General features: G+C 70.0%; 4 protein-coding genes and 1 pseudogene. 2 read left to right on the forward strand and 3 right to left on the reverse strand.

The genetic code is table 11. The features are described 5' to 3' along the window. Positions 1-243: 243 nt before the first annotated feature. Together WEB03_RS16065 and WEB03_RS16070 are read right to left on the reverse strand one after the other, a co-directional pair. Positions 244-1,162: pseudogene (locus WEB03_RS16065) on the reverse strand (nucleotidyl transferase AbiEii/AbiGii toxin family protein). Then, positions 1,159-1,731 carry a type IV toxin-antitoxin system AbiEi family antitoxin domain-containing protein gene (locus WEB03_RS16070; protein ID WP_368071935.1) on the reverse strand — a complete coding sequence of 191 codons (573 nt, stop codon included), beginning with the start codon at positions 1,729-1,731 and terminating at the stop codon, positions 1,159-1,161. Before WEB03_RS16070 ends, WEB03_RS16065 begins: the two are co-directional and overlap by 4 nt. Before the next feature lie 336 nt (positions 1,732-2,067). Here WEB03_RS16070 and WEB03_RS16075 point away from each other — a divergent pair, with 336 nt between their 5' ends. Beyond that, the gene (locus WEB03_RS16075) at positions 2,068-2,316 is read left to right on the forward strand and encodes a helix-turn-helix domain-containing protein (RefSeq protein ID WP_368071936.1); all 249 of its coding nucleotides are present in this window, start codon (positions 2,068-2,070) and stop codon (positions 2,314-2,316) included. Continuing rightward, positions 2,313-2,828, forward strand: coding sequence for a Clp protease N-terminal domain-containing protein (locus WEB03_RS16080; protein ID WP_368071937.1), 516 nt, complete (start codon positions 2,313-2,315; stop codon positions 2,826-2,828). Before WEB03_RS16075 ends, WEB03_RS16080 begins: the two co-directional genes overlap by 4 nt. A 30-nt stretch (positions 2,829-2,858) precedes the next feature. On the opposite strand, the gene WEB03_RS16085 is transcribed toward WEB03_RS16080, so the two are convergent. Next, positions 2,859-3,281 (reverse strand): pyridoxamine 5'-phosphate oxidase family protein (locus WEB03_RS16085; RefSeq protein ID WP_368071938.1); only part of this gene is annotated, 423 nt, incomplete at its 5' end.

The raw sequence follows: 3,281 nt of genomic DNA on the forward strand, positions 1-3,281 counted from the left end.
GGACCCCGCGAGCCGAGGACTGGGCGGGCCGAGCCAGTAGGCAACGCCCGTTGGTGCTACCTGGCGAACACCAACGTCAGCACCGTAGTGACGATCTACCGGGGTGGCACCGACGCCTGATCGATGGCGGTCGTTCAAGGCGGCGAACGACAAACGGTTGCCGGTCTTCGCGATTCGAGCTGACCGGAGCCTCCGGTGCGGGCACCGGTGCGATCCGTCGCCCGCCAGTCCTGGGTTGACTTCCTACCCGGCCGCCGACCATGCCCAGGTTCCAGGATCCCAGACCGCGTCGTCCGCTTCGCCGTCCTCGATGAGCAGGGGCCGCCAGAACGATGCGAGTGCTTCGCTCGCCGCATCGAGATCGCTCCATGGGATGTCGTGGCCGCTGACGTAGGAGTCCCATGTGGCGACCCAACTGGTCGGCGGGGCTGGGAGCGCCGGTGGCCAGACGGTGTGTCGTAGTGCGAACGTCTCCCTGCAGGCTGCCCGAAGCTCAGTGTTCACGGGGACAGGAAGTGATCGGGCGATGACGAGCATGTCGTACAGGTCGCGCGGGCGACTGTTCGACTGGCTGCCGTAGTCGCGGGTGTACGCGTGGAGCTTCTCGGCGAGGTGCTGAGCAACGGGGATCACCGGAACGTGCGGAGGTGCGATGCCTGCGAAGTCGAGGAGGTCGCGCAGTTCGACGCTGTCCAGGGGACGTTGGTCGTCGGGGACGGCGTTGACGTCGAGCTGGATCCGCTCGAACTCCCGGCCGTCGAGCAGCGCGAGGACCGGGTAGCGCAGTCCTCCCTCGTCGGTCTCGGCGGTCATCCGTCGGGGGGGCGGCGACCTCGAAGCTGAAGCCGTCGCCGAGGTCGGAATCGACGGCAGCCTCCAGGACGTCGTCGAAGTGGTCGAGCGAAGCTCGCCAAGTGGCATCGGCGTCCTTGGTGGCTCGAGCCTGCGTGCCCAGCCGTGCCAGCAAGGCCTGCCCACCCTTCAGCGCCCACGAGTCGGCTGGTGCGACGCCGACGAGCCGGGCCAGCAGTCGCTGATGCGCGACCTCCTTGCGGAGCCGGTCCAGCGGCGTGCCGGTGCTGTTCGCCCGCTGACGGAGGTGCTCCTCGAGCGCGGTACGGAGCGCTGCTGGACTGCCGTAGCGAGGTGGGTCGTTGGTCACGAGGGAGCCGCGGTGAGATCGAGAAGGGTCCTGCCAGGATCGCCGTGGTCCGCGAGGGCGGCGCGTAGCCGCCGTCGGGTCACCAGTCCCCGTTCGAGCGCCTGCTCGGCCGCCGGTCTGGCGAGCTCCGCCCCGGAGTGCACGAGGACGTCGGCGATCGTGCGCTCGACCGTGGTCACGGGCACACCGGCGCGTTCGGTGCGTTCACCGTCGCCGAGGGGCGCGGTGTGGACCGTGACCCCCGGGCGGCGACCGCGGAAGGGGCGTGGCACGGAGACGTGGATCGTGGTGGGCATCGCGTCGGTCAGTTCGTAGACGGCGAGGGCGGTGTCGTGACTGGCGACGGTGTCCTCTCCAGCCCACAGGCACGCGACGATCACGTCCTCGAAGCGTTGTGCGGGGAAGCGTCGGAGCCGGTAGATGCCCTGGGCGACACGCTCGAGCGAGCCGGTGCGCGCAAGGTAGGACAGCTGCTGGCGCGAGAGCCCGACCTCGGCCGCCTGCGCCGTGGTGACGTAGCCCGCGCGCCGTTCGGCGAAGAGGTACAGGGCGTCCAGGCTGGTCGGCATGGATGTCAAACTATCTTTGACATTCGTGCTGTCAAGCGTCACGAGCGTCGTCGACCCAGCGCACGGCTCGCGGCCATCTTTTGGACACGTCCGGCGCGGAACGGTGCGTGATCGGCTGTCACCGAGCGGGACGGAACATCCGCATTTCACCTGGTCAGACGGGTATTCTGGGCATCCGGCGGGACGGGCCGATACCCCCGTCAACGGGACCTAAACCCAGCGCGTCTGCCAGTTCCGCCACGCCCGCGTGGCTCGGGACGCTACCGCTGGCCGCGCAGGCCGCACGGCTTGGTCAACTTCGGTTGACGTCGAGGTGCCGTCAACTACAGTTGACGCATGGATGGGATCAGCGCACCGCTCGGCGAGACGATCACCGTGCCGGATCCGAGCGACCCGCAAACGGCGCTCGCTGCGGTCGTCGCGCTCCGACGGCTCGCTGAACGGCTCGAGTTCGCTGCGGTGCAGCACGCGGTCGAGCGCGGCTGGACGTGGGCGGAGATCGCCGCGGCCCTCGGGGTGACCCGCCAGGCAGCGCACAAGCGGCACGCCCGACGGGTGCGTCGACCGACGGGAGGCGATCGATGATGCGAGCCATCAAGCAGCGTGCCGAAGCGCTCCGCACCATCGCGCGCCTCCTGCCCGCCGCTGAGGTGGAGGCGCAGCGAGATGGAAGGAGCGAGCCGGCCGCGGAGGACCTCGTCCTGGCGGCACTCGCGCTCCCCGACGGCGCGGCACGGCGTGCGCTCGCGAGCGTCGGATGCGATCCGGACGAGCTGCGGGCCGCCCTCGCGATGCAGCACGCCGACGCGCTCCGGGCGACCGACGTCGCCGGCGACGTCGACGGTGGCGACCTCCCGGAGCCTGCCGAACCCGCAGGCGTCTACCGGTCGACCGGTTCGGCGCAGGAGCTGTTCCAGGAGGCGACCCGCCGCCATCGGGAGGCCGGCGACCCGCTCACGAGCGCGTGGCTCCTGCTGGTGGGTGCAGAACGCGAGAAGGGACCGCTGGCCAGGGCCTTCGTCGCGCTCGGTCTCGACCGAGATGACGTGGCTCGTGCGGCCGCATCCGAGATCCACCACCTCGAGACCGGCTCGTAGCCCACGCGTCGCACGGACCTCATCGGACGATCAGGCGTGCACGATCCTGCGACCGGCGATCGACGCCACCTCGACCCGAACCCAGAAGGTCGTGGTGTCGGGTAGCGCCCACGGCTCGAACCGCTGTGCGAACAGCGTCTCCTCGAGCGCGGGGTCGGTGACGATCGAGGCCGTCCCCTGGGCGAGCACGCTCCAACCGATCCGCGCGTCCTCGTCCCCGTGGTCGGCTTCGATCGCGACCTGTCCGCCGGCTGCCGCTGATCCGAGCTTCGAGCCCATCGCCGTGCGCAGGTAGATCGCGTCGTCGTGCACGAGGATGTTGATCGGTAGCACCATCGGCGCGCCGTCCTGCACGAACCCGATGCGGACGTAGGGGGCTCGACCGAGCAGCTCGACGCACTCGGTCGCGTCGATCGGGGTGAGGTCCCCAGGGAGCGGAGACGCCATCAGGTG

The organism is Nitriliruptor sp., from assembly GCF_040882075.1.
Classification (GTDB): domain Bacteria; phylum Actinomycetota; class Nitriliruptoria; order Nitriliruptorales; family Nitriliruptoraceae; genus Nitriliruptor.